Genomic DNA, 13,770 nt, shown 5'->3' with positions numbered 1-13,770 from the left:
GACCTTTTTTAAGGTGGAAGCCACTAAGTCTTTAATCTCTGTTCCCACAACCGCCAAGTCGTTTAATCTTTTTTCTAAAACTTCAATCTTGCCTTTGGTCAATCTCTTTATTTCTTGGAAATCGTCATCTGCCATCTCTCCGTCCGCATTTTTTAGAAGTGAATTTTGATAGCGTTTATTCAATGTATCAATCTCACTTATGATATTTGTCCGCTCAGTGTTTTGAGCTTTGGTTTTCTTGTTAAAGTCTTTTATAAAGGCTTCGATAAAAACATCAACCATACCTTCTTTTGGAGAAAGATATTGCAGTTGTTTTAAAAAGGCATCATTAGCTAATTCTGCTTTAAACCTTGTTTTACATGGAGAACTACAATGATAATAATAGTAATAGTTTCCCATCTTGCCCCTTGATGCACTTCCTGTTAACATACGTTTACAATTAGGGCATTTTAAGAAAGCTCTAAGTGGTAGATTCTCTATTGATAGAATCTTAGGCTTAATTTCTTTTTTTCTTCCATCAAGAACATCTTGAACATCAGCAAACTGTTTTTCGCTAATTAGCGGTTGATGCTTGCCTAAAACGAAGTGTCCCTTTTCTTCTTTGTAGGGAGGAATGTAAATTTTACCACAGTATAATGGATTTCTTATCGCTATCCAGAAATTAGTTTTGCTAAATCTGCCTTTACCATTAGCTTTCTCTTTTATCATTTTCCAAATCTGTTCAGTGTTGAAATTATTTGAAATAATCTGAGAAAAAGCCCATTTTAGGATAGAAGCTTCAAATTCATGTGGTGCAATATATTTCTTTTTATCATCTGATATTTTATTCACATATCCTAATGGTGCACCTCCCATATAACGCCCCTCTTTTTTCGCCCTACGCATTCCGTGAAAGACATTTAATGCACGCCTGTCGTTCTCAACTTCCGGTGAAGCAAGATAGAACGCAAGCATGATTTTATTTTCGGGAATGGTAAGGTCTAAGGGCTGTTCTATCGCAACAGGCTCAACGCCATGTGTCCGTAACTGGTTAATCATTTGATACGCATCCCCTGCATTTCTACTGAACCTATCCCATTTGGTAAATAATATTATCGACCCCGATTTGTTGTTCTTTGTTTTGCGTAGGTTGGTTAAATATTTCTGCCACTCTGGACGTTTGAAAGATTTTGCCGAATGGTCTTCTATATAAACATCCCTTACCGGAATGCCTTTTATCTCACAATATCTTCTTAGTCTGTCTTCTTGGTCACGTTGCGAATATCCCTTGTCCGCTTGCTCGTCTGTCGATACACGTATGTATAAATCTGCCTTTCTCATCACAACAATTTTCCTTTTTCATTGGGTTAAAGTTTTCCTCTTAGATACTGGTTAACTGCAATGTGAGCTATCTTCTTGACAAACTCCAAAATAGCTTGTGCTTCCTCTAAATCGACTTCCGTTCCTTTCTTTTTCAAGATTTGCTTAACTCTTTCGGGGGTTAAATCGTTCGCTTTTTCTTTCTCCATCTTCAACTGATTTTTGCCTGTTAACCACACGGATTAATCCGCATCACAAACAAACTTATAGATATGATGGAATGGCTCTTTGAATATGTCTTTGGGTTGAATTACTTGGCATAGTCTGCCTGTTTAGAACCATTTCGGCAATGCTATCCTCATTACTTCCACGTTTGGTTATGCCTAAAAAGCGAGTATGCCTATTGTTCACGTTTCATGGAGCAAAGGTAACCCGTGTTTATGTCGCCCCAAGGTCAAGACACGTTTGGAAAAAAAATCTCCAGCCCGTTGGGTGTATTTTTTTTCCCAAAACCTTGTGTCACCCTAAACACTAACCTTGACTTGCTCCCGAAACGAAACATAGCATACTCCGGCTCTTTACACGAATAAAAAAAATGTCAGGCATGAGGAATATAAGCATTGGAAATGGTATTGAAACAAAACAACAGCACCTCCTCTCATTGCCGAATAAATCAAAAAAATTAATTCAAAACTGTAAAGAAATGACACATCAAATAAACACATCGGAAGCAAGCGTATATGTCGGCACATACGGAAAATATAATGACGGTTCAATCTTTGGGGAGAGGCTAACGCTATCCGATTATGCGGACAAGGAAGAATTTTACACCGCTTGTAGGGAGTTGCACAATGACGAGGAAGACCCCGAATTTATGTTCCAAGATTACGAGAATATCCCGAACGGCTTAATCGGCGAATGTTGGATAAGCGATAGCATATTTGAGGTTTTGGTGGCTTTGGAAGATATGGACGAAACCCGAAAAGAGGCATTTCTAATATGGTGTGACAATGGACACCGTAAGCTGTCCGAGGGTGATATTGACGACCTAATAAGCGACTTTGACGATGACTATATAGGGGAATACAAGGACCAGGAAGATTTTGCCTATGAACAGGTAGAGCAAATGGACTTGCCCGAATTTGCAAAAACCTACTTCGATTATGAAGCTTATGCTCGTGACCTATTTTGCGGTGACTATTGGAGCGATAACGGTCATGTATTTTATAATTCATAGATTTTAGGGAACGGTGCACCGTTCCCATTTTTGTTAAAATTCAGTCCGGCAAAAAGACAGATCCTCCCCAGGTCGGAACAGTCTTTTTGCGGAAAGCGGAACAACACCTTTGCAAAATGCCTCCGCCTCATCGTTCCTTAAACCTGCATTTTCCAAATACGTTGTATTCGGATTAGACTACTTTCTTTCGTGAGTTGAGACGAAAAAGAAAGTAACAAATAAACTTTAATATTACCACAGATGAGCGTTATAAGGCTTTATGTTTTATTATTTTTGATAAAATAATAAATGCTATGAGTAATTTAAAAAAACGACAACATTATGTTTGGAGGCATTACCTTAGACCTTGGTCTGAAAACGAAAGTGTTTGGACTTACCTTAAAGAACAAGACAAAGTTTTGAATACTGGACTTATGAATGTTGCCCAAGAAAAATATTTTTATGAACTCGAAGACTTTACTCATGAAGAAATAAGTTTTTTGAAAAAAATCGTTGACAAAAGCCACCCCTCTCTAAAGGCTCTCAATGAAGATTTTCTTTTAATATTCACAAGTACTTCTATCCTTAAAATCCAATTAGCAAAAGTTAGCAATCCGAATCATAAAAAAGTCTTAGAAGCTAAAATACGTGAGGTAGAAGTTAATTCGATGGAAGAAATTCACAGCTATATAGAGAACTTAGGTTCCAAAATTATTCAATGTCGAAGTTTGAAAGATTTAAAAGATCTAGATACAGATGATAACTTATTTAGTGCAATTATGTTCTTATGTGTCCAATATTTTAGGACAAAGAACATGAGAAAGTCTATTGAAACTTCTTTTATGGGAGAGAAACTGGAAAAATTAGCGAAGAAGTCATGGAGTTTTATGAGTTTTACAATGGCGACAAACCTTTCACGAAATATTTTATTTGATGAAAAATTGAGGTTTATTTTTATTGAAAATAATACAACTACACCATTTATAACCTGTGACCAGCCCGTTTTTAATATCCTTAATGATAAACTGAATGACAATGGAGAAGTTGTTGAAATGGAGCTATATTATCCTTTAACATCTAAATGTTCTTTCTATCTTCATTTCCGCCCAACACAAATTGATAGGTTTGAATCTATGATAGCAGATGAAGATTATGTAACCTATTTAAATAGAAAAGTGTTTGAAAATGCGTCCTATTATGTATTTTCAGACAATAAACATGTACTAGAGCAAATTAGAAGAAACGAATAACTTATCCATTGACCACACCGTCAATGGCTTTTTTCATATCATTGCCAATCAGCACATATTTTGAGATAATTTTTTCGTCATCCGTATCGCTATGAGCAATTACTTAGTTCCTTTATTTTCTTTATGATGCAAATATCGGGTAGCGTTTGTAAGGAAAATAGTTGATTGTTTCCTTTCGCAATATTATCGGAACGAAAGACAATACCGCCCCCCGAAGAAAGGAGGTCATCATGTATAAAATCCATGAAAGGGCTTTTATCATTGATAAATGCAGTAGTAATTCGGCTTATGTTCTTAGTCTCCATATTGACGTAGTTTTTCTATCTGTATGGAGTTCCTGCAATAAAAAAGCGCGGGCAACTACACTTACCGATACTGGGGCACTGGTATGCCTGACAACGAATATGCGAGCTCCCACGCCATAGGCGTGAGTATTCCTACTTATTGTCTCGTTGTCTTAAAAATTACCAGTTTTCAGTATAGAGACTTAAAGCAAAAACACTTTAAGCATTTTAATATTTTCTATTTGCAAATAGAACGAAGCGATTTATTATACACAATATTATAATCCTACCCTTTAAGTACAAAACACCTTAATATATTAAGCCCATTAAAAAGAGGCTGTATCAAAAGTCAATTTTACTAGATTGGCACCAAATAAAATTTTGACGCTTTGTTAGATTCAGCGAAAAAGGATCAAATCTCTGATGATATTTGATCCTTTTTTTATAATTTCTGTAATTAAAAACTATACTCCCAAATTTAATTCTAATTTGCAATTATGAATTTCATTTATGATACAGCCTCTTTTCTGTTTTTAATCACGGCTGTTAAACTGAAAACTTAGTTGCTTTTCGTTCCCGAAGTTGTCCGAAATCCAAATATCAAACGACTGTGATACGGTGGCTTGCGAAGTATAATACAGCGTAAATTGTGTCTGTGGCAACAGGTACACGTCATTGGGAATATACGGCGGTTCGCTGTAATAGCGCAATGCTCCCTGTCCGTCAAACTGGAAATAGCGAATAAAATATTTCGCATCACTGAAATTACCCGACCGTTGAACGGTGATACGTATTTCAACGGTCTGTCCGTTCGATACCTCTTTGGGTACAGGCATTACCTGTACCTTAAACGGGTAATTCTGCCTGATGTCGAGTTCGTCTTTTTCGCACGAGGTCAGCACCACGGCGCAGACCAACATCGCCAAGAGCATGAACATAGCCTGTACATTTACCGCGTATTTTCTGATTAATGTTTTCATCGCAAATCAATTTTAAAAGTTAAACCTTAGTCCAATCCCTGCCGATGGACGGAACTGTTTCAAATCCGTACCCCATAATACTTTTGTCCGCCCTTGCATGAGCAGGACAAAACGGTCGGACAGGTATGTTTCGAGCGTGAGCCGTCCGTCCGAACCATAGACAAAATTGTCTTTGTCGAGGATGGTCGAGCCGTCCGGTAGCATTGCCTCGCTCCGGTTGATGGTTTCGTAACCTGCCACGGCGGAAAGCCCTGCATTCAGCGTGACGGTCTTTCTCGCATTGCCCAATAGCTGAAGACTGTAACCTACCTCGCCCGTATAGGTTTCGAGCGGTATCTGTACATCCCTGTAACCGGAAAACTGATGGGTGTACTCCGCACCCCATATCCAGTAATTGCCGTTCTTTCCGTTCACGGTCAATGTCAAATTCAGATAGTAATTGTCGCTTATTTCTTTGGACAGCATACCTGCGTTTATTTCCAATCCCTTTTGTTTGGGGAGCATCCGCTGTGCCTGTGCTGCCGTCATGCTTAGCATGGCAAGCACCACGGCAAAAATGTATCTCATCATTGTTCGTTCTTTTTGGGTTAATTAATCTTTAGGTGCATATCACTTATCAGCTTGGCGTCTACCAAATCAGAATTTTCCACCTGCAATACCTGTTGTCTGCCCCCGTTCTTTTCAAAAATTTCGATAATCAGAACCTTGTCATCCGTGATGGTAAACTGGTCAAGCAGGAACACGTTTTGGTCGGTGCTATTGCCCGTTATTTCACCGAGCGTTTTGTACATACGCAACGGGTTCATTGCCTTTTCCTGCACCACGGTACGCTTGGCGACTTTCTTGTCCACGACCTTGAAATTCACAAAGTCGATGTTGAACGGAACATTGCTTTTATTGCGCAGTTCCGTATGGAAATAGAATTTTCCGTTATGGACGTAGATACCTTTTAGCAGGAATTGTATGCCGTAGCTTTTTGCGCCGATATGCTTTACAATCCTTTTGTTCTTTTTGTAAATCGTTTCCATAAGCAACCCTGCCAGTGACGGCGAATTGCCCCCCAATTCCTCAAACAGAACATCGTTGCCGTTTTCCCTGTCCGATGCCTTTTGCATGGTCAGCAAATCATAATTCAGCGTTGAGGGATAAGGGCTGTAAAAGACATTGAAATTGTAAAACCGACCATCGTCCGTGATGACCGAAAAATTGGTTTCCTCATCAAAATCCCTTACGCTTGCCTTTATACGGAGTACGTTTTCCGCATCTTCGGCTTTGCCTGCAATAAGGTATTCACTGCCCAAATCCACGTAGCGGATTGCGGACGGGAATATGAGGTGCGAGGTCTTGCTGTACGTCACCTGCATTTCGTAAGGGTCAACCTTACCCATGCTCAATTTTGTGGTACTGGATGCAATTTGCTGTGCATTCGCACCTGTGATAAAGACCGTTAAGAAGACCATTGCCATGAGGCTTTTAAATATTGCTTTCATTTTCTTTCTGATTTTAGTTAAACATTAATTTTTTGAAACGAGGAATAGCTGATGACCGGCTTTGACGGTTACTTTCGGTGTCCTCACTTTCTTGGAGAAGTAACCCGATACCCCTTGCACCACGCCACGGGAGAGGTCGCCTGCCATCTGTTGCCCCGCCGAGCGTGTCATCATGATACTTGTTCCCCCCGTTTGGCTCATGTTGGAGGCTATCTCGGTAAGGGCATTCATTTCGGGGGAATAAGGCACATATAGCCCTTGCTGTCCGTCCACATCATACACGGTTATATCGACCGGAATAATGTTGCTCTCAAATTCGATGGACGTTACCTTTAATTGCAACCTGCCACTTTGAAACTTGGCGTTAGCCGTCAGTACCGTTCCTGCCGGAATGGAACGGACGGGAGTTTGCGCCGTTTCCAACAAACGCAACCGTACACCGCTTTCGCCCGTCACGGTCTGTGTTTCCTGCACCACAGCCCTTATGCTGTTTTTAGGTTGTATGACCTGTTCGGAAACGCCTGCCGTATAAAAGCCACGGTTTCGGGTTTCGTTCCAGTTTGCCAAAAAAGCACTGTCGGTCGGTTCACGGTACAAGGCGGAAACCGCATTTTTCCTTACGGGGGTGAATGTCACGAAATGTTCCTTTTGCGAGGCTTTCTTTACCGAAACTGTTGTGTCCGCATTGCCCGTCTGTGCCGGAGTTGACGGTAGGTAACGGGATGCCATTTCGTATGACTTTTCCATCAAAGCCAGTTGGTCTTCCACGGTCGTTACAGGCGGTACGTCTTTTTCTGCCAGTTGCTCTTTCAGTTCCTCAACCTGTCTGCGGAGTTCCTGCGTTTCGTAATCGCTGTTGTCGTAGAACGAGGTCAGCGTACTTTGCGCACTTCGGTAACTGTTCAATGCAGGGTTGCTGTTCCGGCGTGTACCACCGCCATAAGCGTAGCCGTCTTCGTAATCTTCATCCGGTTGCTCCGCTTCCGGATCGGCGGTACTGTCCTCGCTCCAATAGTCGGATAGTGAAAGGAGCGCATTGCGCTTTTCCTGCATCTTCTGTTCGAGCATTTCCTGTTCATAAGCCTTTTGCTTATCGGATTGAAGCCCTGCATCGGTCGCCTGTGGTACGGCATCGTTCAGACCAATATCCTCAACCGCTTTCTTATCGGAGGACGGTTTGAAGATTAGGTACATACAGCCGAAGAACACCACGCCCATGAGGGCAAAAATGATGGGCTTCTTTAGCTTGTCGGCTTTGTTCTGCGCACCGTCCTGCGGTGCATCCATTCCGTTTTTTTGGTCGTCATCTTCGACCAAAAAACTTACCCTCTTGTTTTCACTGTCTTTCATACATTTTACGTGTTAAGATTTGTTAATACTGTCCTGCGGAGAAACCGAGGATTTGTTTTGTCCGTTAATCGGGTTTTCGATATGCTCAATGGTCATGGTATTATCGGAATGTGCTACATCGTAGCACACTTTCAACAGTACGATGACGGACAATAACGCATAGCTCAAAAAGAGCAGTAGCGTATAGCGGTGCTGTTTTTTAACAGACATCGTCCGCCACTGCCCATCGAGCTTGTCAAACCAATTGTTGATTGTTGTTCTTAGATTTTTCATGCCTTGATCGTGTTTAGTGCTTGAAACGCCTGTTTTGGGAAGTAGCCTTTCGTGCAGGTGCATCGCTGACCATAGCGATTGCTTCCTTTGCTTTGGGAGCGGTCACGACCGACAGGTCGGTCAGTTCCGATTGTTTCAGCACTTGCCCGTAACGATCTTTTTTCGCAACTTCCATGCTGTTAAGGAAGAATTTGTCGTTTAGGTACTTCACCCTCATGAGGCATTCTATCCTGGGCAGGTCTTCGCCTGCCCATTGCAGAAAGCAGGTCAGCAACAACTCCTGTTTAGCTACACCTTTGGGGCAACCTGCGAGATATTCGCTGATCCTTGCTTTCAGTTTTCCGGCATACGCACCCTGCGTATGGAAATAGCCGTCATACCCTTTGGCGGTAAGGATTTTGGCAAACGTGTTCAAATCTGATATTGCTTCCATAATCTTGTTTTAGCGGTCTACGACTTCTACGTCTCTGTTTTCCAACACGGCAAACTTTTCGATATTGAAGCCCTGTGGATTGTTGTCCGAGCGGACAGAGTTCACGAGATAGCAGGAGGTCACAAGGTTTCGCCTTGTGACATTGCTTGACCGGATAATAAATTGTTTCGCATACGTCCTAACGGCATAGGGATATGTATCGAAGTTGCAGACCACGCTGTCCACCTCTACACGCTGTTGCACGTTGCCCGAAATGATGCGATTGTAATAACCCTTTTCCGAGAGGTCTTTGTAATAATCAAATGCCGATTTGTCGGCAAGATTAAAAGCCCTTTTCATGTTGCTTTCGATAGCGTTCTTATCGGGTGCGAGCGTAAAGAACAGTTCGTGGAAACGCCTTACGTGTTCCCTTGCCTCAACAGGTCTGTTGATGCTTGCATCCTGTGACAGTGCCAGCATCAATGATTTGCCGTTGTCCAGTACATAAACTTTTTGGCGTTGTGCCTCCGCAAACTGGTAGGATTGCCATACGGCATAACCTACCACAGCGATGCAGAGTACCGCAAATACAATGGCGTACAGCCGTATCTGCCTAAAGCTGTTTTCGATATTTCTTAGTGTCTTAAATTCCATTGCTTCTTGATTTTTATTTATTCATTAACCTGCCACCGATATTGCCTGCCACCGCACCCGTTCCCGCTCCGGCGATGTTTCCGGTCTTCGATGCCGTAGAGTTTACGTTGCGCATGAAGTTCCCTGCGCCCCCTGCCTGTATTACCCAACCTGCCACCGTTGGAACGGTGAAGTAGCCCACTATGCCAATTATCATGAAGATGATATACACGGTGTTGGATGTGTCGGGGATGTAGGTCGGGTCGGCAAGCATATCAATATCCCGTTCGATGATAAGGGATTGTATCTTGGCGAGCATGGAGCTGAACATATCGGCGATGGGCAACCACAGGTAGACGCTGATATATCGGGTCAGCCATTGCGTAAGTGTGGATTGAAAACCATCCCATACACTAATCGCAAAGGCTATCGGCCCGAGTATGGACAGCACGATAAGGAAGAATGTCCGTATGGTGTCAATGACCAAAGCGGATGCTTGGAAAAGGACTTCCAGTAGCTCCCGAAACCAGTCACGGATGCTTTTCTTTAAATCGTACATTCCACGCTCCATGTACATACCCGACATGGCAATCAGGTCGGACGGCGACCATCCCAATTCGTCCAGTTTCTTATCAAATTCCTCATCGCTTACGAGGTAAGCGGTTTCGGGATTGCGGAGCATCGACTCTCTCTCCAACAGGTCTTTTTGTTCCTGCAATTTGTTGAGGTCAAGCACTTGGTTTTCGAGCATGACGTTTGTGCCTTTTACGACCGGACTTAATACCGCATTGATAGTTCCCAATACGATGGTCGGGAAGAACATAATGCAAAGCCCGATGGCGAACGGTCGCAGGAGCGGAAACACGTCTATCGGTTCTGCACGGCTCAATGCCTGCCACACTTTCAGTGCCACGTAGAACAGTGCGCCCAATCCGGCGATGCCCTTAGCCACTGTCGCCATATCGGCGGACAGTGGGAGCATCTCATCGTAAAGCGAGCGCAGGAGTTCGTGAAGATTGTTCCATTCCATAGCTTACCAGTATTTTTGTTCAGCAGTTCCGTACAGTTCAAGCACCCTTTTGGTGTTGTTCTGTTTCTTAGCCCTCAAAATGCTTACGGAAATGTTTTTGTTGGTGTAATAGCGGACAAGGCTGTGATAATCCTTGACCTCTTTGTAAACCCTGTCGATGATGTCCATACGCTCTTTATCGTTCAGCGAAAGCGAGGTCGAGGAAACAATCTGTTTCAGTTCTTTGAGCAGTTCGGTACTCTCGTTCAACAGCGTGGAATAGCCGTTGGCGATTGCCGTCAGTTCCTGCGGACTGAAATTGTGGTCGTTCATCATCTTGCCGAAATTGTTCACGTACATTTCGGACACATCGCCCACGAGCAACACGGTCTGTTGCACTTTTCGGGCATCTTTCACCAAGTTGCTTACGGCTTTCAGTTTGTCGTAATACTCCTTACCCTGTTCATACACTTTTTTTACCTCGTTGAAATTCTTTACCACGTTTGAAACGGTGGATGAAGTCTGTATGATTTCATTTGCACTGTTGATGATACCCGATGCAAGGTTTGCAGGGTCGGTCACAATCCATTGTGCCTTTGCGGACGGTGCAACGGCAAGCATAAATGCCGTACACACCAGTAACATTGTTTTCTTCATTGTCTCTGATTTTTTTAAATGATTAATAATTATTTGCATTCTCACGTCTTTGTTGGGCAATGCGTTTTATCGCCAGTTCCACATTGCCGTCCAGTTCGGATGCCAGTTGCATGACTTCCATTTTTTCGGTTTCCTCTGTGGTGTAAGCCAAATATTCTTCGAGCGAAACCTCGGTGGCATACACGGCGGAATGCGTACCGCCAAGCCCAATCCATACCTCTTTGTAAAGCCTTGACGGGTCATTGTTCTGATTGATGGAAAGGATTTGGGATTTTTCCTTTTCTGTAAGCCCCAACATTTCCTGTATCGCATCGAATTTGTTCATGTACTTTCTTTGGTCAAGCAGGATTTTACAGTCGGAATTGTTGATGATACTTTCCTTGACCACGGATGACTGGATGATGTCGTCCACTTCCTGCGTGACCACGATAGCCTCACCAAAAAATTTGCGGACGGTCTTAAAAAGGTACTTGATGTACTCCGCCATTCCTTCTTTGGCGATGGCTTTCCACGCTTCCTCAATCAGTATCATTTTGCGCACACCTTTGAGCCTGCGCATCTTATTGATGAATACTTCCATAATGATGATGGTCACTATGGGAAAGAGGATTTTGTGGTCTTTAATCGCATCAATTTCAAACACGATAAAGCGTTTGGAAAGCAGGTCGAGTTGCTTGTCGGAGTTCAGCAGATAGTCGTACTCTCCGCCTTTGTAATAGGGTTCAAGCACGTTCAGAAAATTGGCGAGGTCAAAGTCTTTTTCCCTTACCTGTTTGTCTTCCAGTACCTTTTTATAGTCGCCCCGTACATACTCGTAAAATCCATTGAAATAGGGATATTCACCGCTTTGCTTGATACGGTCGATATAACCGCTCACGGCATTGGACAATGCCACTTCCTCTGAACGGGTCGGCGGTTCATCGTCACGCTTCCAAAGCGTAAGGATGAGCGTTTTGATACTTTCCCTTTTCTCAATGTCGAATACGCCGTCATCCGTATAAAATGGATTGAACGCTATCGGGTTGTCTTCGGTGTAGGTAAAATACACACCGTCCTTTCCCTTTGTCTTCCCCTTAATCAGTTCGCACAGCCCTTGATAAGAGTTGCCCGTATCGACCAATAGTACATGAGAGCCTTGCTCATAATACTGCCTCACCATGTGATTGGTGAAGAATGATTTTCCACTTCCAGTTTGGAGGGTTGGCGGGCTACTCAATTAAGAATAGCCCGCCAACCCCCAGATGGGCCTAAAACGAAGCGGTTGCGATTTGTGATAATGCCCCGCTTCATAGGCAAATCTGATATATCCAAATGGATGGGCTTTCCTGTCAATCGGTCTGCCATCTTGATACCGAAAGGCGATGGCGAATTTTGGTAGTTGGTTTCCTCGGTGAAGAAACACAGCGCAGGTTCGATGAACGTGTAAAAACTTTCCTCTGCCGGAAAGTCGCCTGCATTGCCTGCCATACCAGACCAATACAGTGTAGCAACATCCACTGTGTTATGCCTCGGCTTGCACTCCATCAAAGCAAGCGCACTGCCCGTGTCGTTCTTTAGCTGTTTGAGTTCGTTCGGGTCATCCGACCACGCCATCACATTGAAGTGCGCACGGATAGCCGATAGTCCGAAGCTATGCGCTTCGTTCAGATACCGTTCAATCCACTCTTTGTTAATCTGATTGGCACGACTGTACCTTGCCAGTGAGTGCATATTGCGGGCTGACTTTTCAAACTTGCGCAGGTTCTCATCGCTGTTATCCAAAAACAGATACTGATTGTAAATATGGTTACAGCTAAGAAGCAAGCCCACCGGAGAGGCAAAGGACAGCAGGCAATCGCTCCTGTCCGTGGACAGCTTTTCATACCTCGTATTTGCCGATACCGTGTTGGGCAAATCGTCCGTATCGGACAGGGTGTGCAGGCACAGCCTTTTGTTGCCGATACGCACGTCTTCGCTTCCCAAAGCTATATCCTGCATGGGCGTTCCGGCTTCCCTCGACAGGGTAAGGTACTGTTCGAGTAATCCCTGTTTTTCGCCAGTGCCGATGATGTCATCCTCGGTCAAGCGTTCCAGTTTCACAAACCCGCTATCGTTGACAATGCGCTCAAACTGTGTCACCGCTTCCATGAACTTTCGGACGGTTTCTTTATCCCTTATTTCTTTCGGGATAAGAACGCCTTTGCAAAGCGAACTAAAGTTGCTCTGCATCCGCATGCGCTCTTTGGTCGTCTTGGTCAAAAAGAGATAGCAGTAATGGTTTAAAAAAGGACGTTCGTTGAAATGCTGTTGATAGGACTTTGCAAGGAAACTCAATCCGTCCTGTGCAATATCCGGCGCATAACTTTCCTTAATGTACCAGTCCTGTTTATGGACAATGGTATAGTCCGGCAAGGTCTTGATAGCCTTGTGCCATGCCGAGTGTATGGCATCGTACTCCGCCGAAGCTACGGTAAACAGTTCCGGCAGGTGTACCCGAAAGCAAGCTGTGATGTCCGCATCCTTTGAAATGATGCAGTTGTGTTCCACCGCCAGTAATGGAAACTTGCTTTCCAACGTTGTGGCTTTTCCTGTATTTCTCATAAACGATTGGATTTAAAAGTGAATTTTAAATAGCGGTGTACGGCTCTGCGACAGATGATGTATTTCGGATGCCTTTTCTTTGCCCCGACTTTCATTAATCCGTGTTCGCCGTACTTGCCGTTCAATGCGAATGTTTGCCAAACGATGAGCGATGCACCGCCTGCCCCGATAAACAGGCAGATGTAAGGGTTTACACCTGCCATGTACATAATCATGACGAGGATAAGCACACCGAGCAGACCACCTGCGAAGATGAACAGGTACTGTGCTTTCAGTCCTTTGAACTCGACCGTTCTGCCGATACCTTTATTGATATTGTAATTGCTCATAATACGCC

18 protein-coding genes and 2 pseudogenes are annotated in these 13,770 nt (G+C 43.5%); 4 read left to right on the top strand and 16 right to left on the bottom strand.

All coding sequences use genetic code 11. The annotated features are described in order from the left end of the window. Positions 1 to 229: 229 nt before the first annotated feature. Complete coding sequence (locus tag QW060_RS08490; RefSeq protein ID WP_290363198.1) at positions 230 to 376, top strand: hypothetical protein; 147 nt, start codon at positions 230 to 232, stop codon at positions 374 to 376. 146 nt (positions 377 to 522) lie between these two features. Here QW060_RS08490 and QW060_RS08485 read toward each other — a convergent pair. The 3 genes and pseudogenes from QW060_RS08485 to QW060_RS08475 all read right to left on the bottom strand — a co-directional run. Continuing rightward, positions 523 to 1,245, bottom strand: a pseudogene (locus QW060_RS08485) (recombinase family protein); the annotation flags it as partial. 101 nt (positions 1,246 to 1,346) lie between these two features. Further along, a complete protein-coding gene (locus QW060_RS08480; protein ID WP_199740917.1) occupies positions 1,347 to 1,508 on the bottom strand; it encodes a hypothetical protein in 162 nt (53 codons plus the stop codon). A gap of 55 nt (positions 1,509 to 1,563) precedes the next feature. Then, complete coding sequence (locus tag QW060_RS08475; RefSeq protein WP_290363197.1) at positions 1,564 to 1,710, bottom strand: hypothetical protein; 147 nt, start codon at positions 1,708 to 1,710, stop codon at positions 1,564 to 1,566. A 193-nt stretch (positions 1,711 to 1,903) separates the two neighbouring features. On the opposite strand from QW060_RS08475, the gene QW060_RS08470 reads away from it, so the two are divergent. Further along, positions 1,904 to 2,536: an antirestriction protein ArdA gene (locus QW060_RS08470; protein WP_290363196.1), complete on the top strand. Its 633-nt coding sequence runs from the start codon at positions 1,904 to 1,906 to the stop codon at positions 2,534 to 2,536. Here the strand turns inward: QW060_RS08470 and QW060_RS08465 are convergent. Further along, positions 2,524 to 2,667: a hypothetical protein gene (locus tag QW060_RS08465; RefSeq protein ID WP_290363195.1), complete on the bottom strand. Its 144-nt coding sequence runs from the start codon at positions 2,665 to 2,667 to the stop codon at positions 2,524 to 2,526. The two genes, QW060_RS08470 and QW060_RS08465, sit on opposite strands and share 13 nt — an antisense overlap. A 162-nt stretch (positions 2,668 to 2,829) precedes the next feature. On the opposite strand from QW060_RS08465, the gene QW060_RS08460 reads away from it, so the two are divergent. Beyond that, positions 2,830 to 3,765, top strand: coding sequence for a DUF4238 domain-containing protein (locus QW060_RS08460; protein ID WP_290363194.1), 936 nt, complete (start codon positions 2,830 to 2,832; stop codon positions 3,763 to 3,765). Positions 3,766 to 3,854: 89 nt separating this feature from the next. Here the strand turns inward: QW060_RS08460 and QW060_RS08455 are convergent, their stop codons facing one another. Further along, positions 3,855 to 4,070 (bottom strand): hypothetical protein, encoded by a 216-nt coding sequence (locus QW060_RS08455; RefSeq protein WP_290363193.1) that lies wholly within the window; start codon positions 4,068 to 4,070, stop codon positions 3,855 to 3,857. 83 nt (positions 4,071 to 4,153) lie between these two features. Between QW060_RS08455 and QW060_RS08450 the strand changes: the two genes are divergently transcribed. Further along, complete coding sequence (locus QW060_RS08450) at positions 4,154 to 4,333, top strand: hypothetical protein (RefSeq protein ID WP_290363192.1); 180 nt, start codon at positions 4,154 to 4,156, stop codon at positions 4,331 to 4,333. Between the two features lie 249 nt (positions 4,334 to 4,582). On the opposite strand, the gene QW060_RS08445 is transcribed toward QW060_RS08450, so the two are convergent. From QW060_RS08445 to QW060_RS08395, 11 genes and pseudogenes are all read right to left on the bottom strand, one after another. Then, complete coding sequence (locus tag QW060_RS08445) at positions 4,583 to 4,987, bottom strand: DUF3872 domain-containing protein (protein ID WP_290363191.1); 405 nt, start codon at positions 4,985 to 4,987, stop codon at positions 4,583 to 4,585. 54 nt (positions 4,988 to 5,041) lie between these two features. Then, entirely contained in the window at positions 5,042 to 5,494 is a 453-nt protein-coding gene (locus QW060_RS08440; protein ID WP_290364731.1) for a conjugal transfer protein TraO, read from the bottom strand. 122 nt (positions 5,495 to 5,616) lie between these two features. Continuing rightward, a complete protein-coding gene (gene traN, locus QW060_RS08435; protein WP_290363190.1) occupies positions 5,617 to 6,519 on the bottom strand; it encodes a conjugative transposon protein TraN in 903 nt (300 codons plus the stop codon). A gap of 24 nt (positions 6,520 to 6,543) precedes the next feature. Next, complete coding sequence (gene traM, locus QW060_RS08430; protein ID WP_290363189.1) at positions 6,544 to 7,869, bottom strand: conjugative transposon protein TraM; 1,326 nt, start codon at positions 7,867 to 7,869, stop codon at positions 6,544 to 6,546. A gap of 12 nt (positions 7,870 to 7,881) precedes the next feature. After that, positions 7,882 to 8,142 carry a nitrogen regulatory IIA protein gene (locus QW060_RS08425; protein ID WP_290363188.1) on the bottom strand — a complete coding sequence of 87 codons (261 nt, stop codon included), beginning with the start codon at positions 8,140 to 8,142 and terminating at the stop codon, positions 7,882 to 7,884. Between the two features lie 13 nt (positions 8,143 to 8,155). Further along, the gene (locus QW060_RS08420; RefSeq protein WP_290363187.1) at positions 8,156 to 8,575 is read right to left on the bottom strand and encodes a hypothetical protein; all 420 of its coding nucleotides are present in this window, start codon (positions 8,573 to 8,575) and stop codon (positions 8,156 to 8,158) included. Between the two features lie 9 nt (positions 8,576 to 8,584). Further along, positions 8,585 to 9,208 (bottom strand): conjugative transposon protein TraK, encoded by a 624-nt coding sequence (gene traK / locus QW060_RS08415; RefSeq protein WP_290363186.1) that lies wholly within the window; start codon positions 9,206 to 9,208, stop codon positions 8,585 to 8,587. 13 nt (positions 9,209 to 9,221) lie between these two features. Then, on the bottom strand, positions 9,222 to 10,217 hold the full coding sequence (traJ, locus tag QW060_RS08410) for a conjugative transposon protein TraJ (protein ID WP_290363185.1): 996 nt from the start codon (positions 10,215 to 10,217) through the stop codon (positions 9,222 to 9,224). Between the two features lie 3 nt (positions 10,218 to 10,220). Then, the gene (locus QW060_RS08405) at positions 10,221 to 10,853 is read right to left on the bottom strand and encodes a DUF4141 domain-containing protein (protein ID WP_290364730.1); all 633 of its coding nucleotides are present in this window, start codon (positions 10,851 to 10,853) and stop codon (positions 10,221 to 10,223) included. 22 nt (positions 10,854 to 10,875) lie between these two features. Beyond that, a pseudogene (locus QW060_RS08400) lies at positions 10,876 to 13,433 on the bottom strand (TraG family conjugative transposon ATPase). Further along, positions 13,430 to 13,762, bottom strand: a complete 333-nt coding sequence (locus tag QW060_RS08395; protein ID WP_290363184.1) for a DUF4133 domain-containing protein — start codon at positions 13,760 to 13,762, stop codon at positions 13,430 to 13,432. The pseudogene QW060_RS08400 and the gene QW060_RS08395 overlap by 4 nt, the downstream one beginning before the upstream one ends. Positions 13,763 to 13,770 lie beyond the last annotated feature (8 nt).

Source organism: Paenimyroides ceti (assembly GCF_030409925.1).
This window is presented reverse-complemented; position numbering and strand designations above follow the sequence as displayed.

Excerpts from the sequence above, each read along its gene's own strand:
- QW060_RS08480 (WP_199740917.1), bottom strand. The coding sequence starts at position 1,508 with ATGGAGAAAGAAAAAGCGAACGATTTAACCCCCGAAAGAGTTAAGCAA.
- QW060_RS08470 (WP_290363196.1), top strand. The coding sequence starts at position 1,904 with ATGAGGAATATAAGCATTGGAAATGGTATTGAAACAAAACAACAGCAC.
- QW060_RS08465 (WP_290363195.1), bottom strand. The coding sequence starts at position 2,667 with ATGAGGCGGAGGCATTTTGCAAAGGTGTTGTTCCGCTTTCCGCAAAAA.
- QW060_RS08460 (WP_290363194.1), top strand. The coding sequence starts at position 2,830 with ATGAGTAATTTAAAAAAACGACAACATTATGTTTGGAGGCATTACCTT.
- QW060_RS08455 (WP_290363193.1), bottom strand. The coding sequence starts at position 4,070 with ATGGAGACTAAGAACATAAGCCGAATTACTACTGCATTTATCAATGAT.
- QW060_RS08450 (WP_290363192.1), top strand. The coding sequence starts at position 4,154 with ATGCCTGACAACGAATATGCGAGCTCCCACGCCATAGGCGTGAGTATT.
- QW060_RS08445 (WP_290363191.1), bottom strand. The coding sequence starts at position 4,987 with ATGTTCATGCTCTTGGCGATGTTGGTCTGCGCCGTGGTGCTGACCTCG.
- QW060_RS08440 (WP_290364731.1), bottom strand. The coding sequence starts at position 5,494 with ATGCTGTCCAAAGAAATAAGCGACAATTACTATCTGAATTTGACATTG.
- traN (WP_290363190.1), bottom strand. The coding sequence starts at position 6,519 with ATGAAAGCAATATTTAAAAGCCTCATGGCAATGGTCTTCTTAACGGTC.
- traM (WP_290363189.1), bottom strand. The coding sequence starts at position 7,869 with ATGAAAGACAGTGAAAACAAGAGGGTAAGTTTTTTGGTCGAAGATGAC.
- QW060_RS08425 (WP_290363188.1), bottom strand. The coding sequence starts at position 8,142 with ATGAAAAATCTAAGAACAACAATCAACAATTGGTTTGACAAGCTCGAT.
- QW060_RS08420 (WP_290363187.1), bottom strand. The coding sequence starts at position 8,575 with ATGGAAGCAATATCAGATTTGAACACGTTTGCCAAAATCCTTACCGCC.
- traK (WP_290363186.1), bottom strand. The coding sequence starts at position 9,208 with ATGGAATTTAAGACACTAAGAAATATCGAAAACAGCTTTAGGCAGATA.
- traJ (WP_290363185.1), bottom strand. The coding sequence starts at position 10,217 with ATGGAATGGAACAATCTTCACGAACTCCTGCGCTCGCTTTACGATGAG.
- QW060_RS08405 (WP_290364730.1), bottom strand. The coding sequence starts at position 10,853 with ATGAAGAAAACAATGTTACTGGTGTGTACGGCATTTATGCTTGCCGTT.
- QW060_RS08395 (WP_290363184.1), bottom strand. The coding sequence starts at position 13,762 with ATGAGCAATTACAATATCAATAAAGGTATCGGCAGAACGGTCGAGTTC.